At 58.7% G+C, this 1,046-nt stretch carries 1 protein-coding gene; it reads right to left on the reverse strand.

Annotation, left to right across the window (positions count from 1 at the left end):
• Positions 1-1,046 (reverse strand): Ig-like domain-containing protein (locus J5224_RS29695; RefSeq protein ID WP_264628652.1); only part of this gene is annotated, 1,046 nt, incomplete at both ends.

Consider the following 1,046-nt stretch of genomic DNA (forward strand, 5'->3'; position numbering starts at 1 on the left):
ATCGTTGGCACAGAGCGTAACACATCGATATCGACCAACTCATTCTTGCTGTTGCCATTGACGTCAACGATGTCGACTTCCACTTGCAGCAGTCCGTCGGAAAGCCCGGAAAGCAGCGAGGGCGGGAATGAGACGCTCCAGGCTCCGCCCGCACCGACGGTAGCTTCCAGCGTGGTGCCTGCGAGGGTGACACTGACTTTGGCACCGAGAGAACTGCCGGTGGCGTGACCGCTGATCACCTGTGTTATCAGTGATTCGGCATAGTTGAGGATACCGTTGTTACCGAAAATATCGTCAACGCCTGCGCCCAGCGTCTGGTTGAGCGCCACGTTACCGGCGGCGTCAGTAATGGTCAGCCCGGTCACCTGCGGGCCATCGGTGGGTGTGGTCAGGTCGACGGTGGTAAAGGGAATCTGCCAGTTTCCATCGTTATCTACATTTACCGGGACGCTGGTGAGCGGGCCCGCCGTCAGCGTTACCGTGGCCCCTTTCTCACCTTTACCACTCAGGATTTGCCCCAGCAGCGCTTCGGCCATCGTGAGGATATTGTTGCCCGCAAAGGCATCGATGGTCAGCAGCGGGATTTCCGTATCGACGATGATATCGAGCGGTGTTGCGTTGGTGGAGTTGCCTGCGGCATCTTTCAAGGTGGCGGTGATGACCTGCGGCCCTTGAGGAAGGTTGCTCAGATCGGCGGTGGGAACGCTAACCGACCAGATACCGCCCGTGCCGCTGCCATTATCGAGCACTTGCGCCTGATAGATTTTCCCGTTCAGCGTCACGGAAACAAAGCGCCCGACCTCCGCAAAGGAGGCGGTACCCGTGATGGCTTGCGCCGTTGCCAGTTCGCTGTTGTCCAGCGTGTTATCCCCGGCAAAGGTGAGGATGGTGACCGTCGGCGCAGTGACGTCGACCTGAACGTTGGTGCTGGCACTGATGAGGTTACCGCCTACGTCGGTGCTTGCGGTTATTTCCACGGTGCCATCGACGATAAAGGCGGCATAAGGTGCAGGAATATCCACGCTCCAGACGCCATTGGCATCGGT

Source organism: Candidatus Symbiopectobacterium sp. NZEC135, from assembly GCF_025962695.1.